Origin of the sequence: Haemophilus influenzae, from assembly GCF_003494325.1 — a bacterium.
Classification (GTDB): domain Bacteria; phylum Pseudomonadota; class Gammaproteobacteria; order Enterobacterales; family Pasteurellaceae; genus Haemophilus; species Haemophilus influenzae_I.
In genome coordinates, this window is record NZ_QQIK01000013.1 from 1 (window position 1) to 694 (window position 694).

Here is a 694-nt window from a genome sequence, read left to right on the forward strand (position 1 = left end):
TTGGAGGGCGTTTACCACGGTATGATTCATGACTGGGGTGAAGTCGTAACAAGGTAACCGTAGGGGAACCTGCGGTTGGATCACCTCCTTACTGAAGACGAGAGACAGCGAGTGCTCACACAGATTGGCTGATAGTTGTAGACAAATGAGCAGAAGAAAACATTACCCTTGGGTCTGTAGCTCAGGTGGTTAGAGCGCACCCCTGATAAGGGTGAGGTCGGTGGTTCAAGTCCACTCAGACCCACCACTCTGAGAGTGAGTGAAACGAAAGGTGTAGTGTAAATAACTAATAACTAAGACATAAATGATTAGTTATTAAATTATGATGAAATGGGGATATAGCTCAGCTGGGAGAGCGCCTGCCTTGCACGCAGGAGGTCAGCGGTTCGATCCCGCTTATCTCCACCACTTATCATTGTTAAGTAAATTAGAAAAAGACAAATTAATAAAGTATTAAGGTAGTGATTAAGCTATTTTAAATATTAGGTTATTTTATTCTTAGTTTTAAGTTTAATTTTAATTTTGTTTTAGTTTATTTAACGATGATAACTGAAAAGTTTTATCAACTGTTCTTTAAAAAATTGGAAACAAGCTGAAAACAAGAGATTTTCGAGAGAAAGTCTGAGTAGGCAAAACAGAAAAGTGAAAAGAGGGAACGGAAAAGGAAACTCTAAAAACAAAACCTGTTTTGCAT

At 38.8% G+C, this 694-nt stretch carries 2 tRNA genes and 1 rRNA gene; all 3 read left to right on the top strand.

The features are described from left to right. A 16S ribosomal RNA gene (locus tag DV356_RS09770) occupies positions 1-91 on the top strand; the annotation flags it as partial. 79 nt (positions 92-170) lie between these two features. Next, a tRNA-Ile gene (locus DV356_RS09775) sits at positions 171-247 on the top strand. Between the two features lie 85 nt (positions 248-332). Next, positions 333-408, top strand: a tRNA-Ala gene (locus DV356_RS09780). The last annotated feature ends 286 nt before the right edge of the window (positions 409-694 follow it).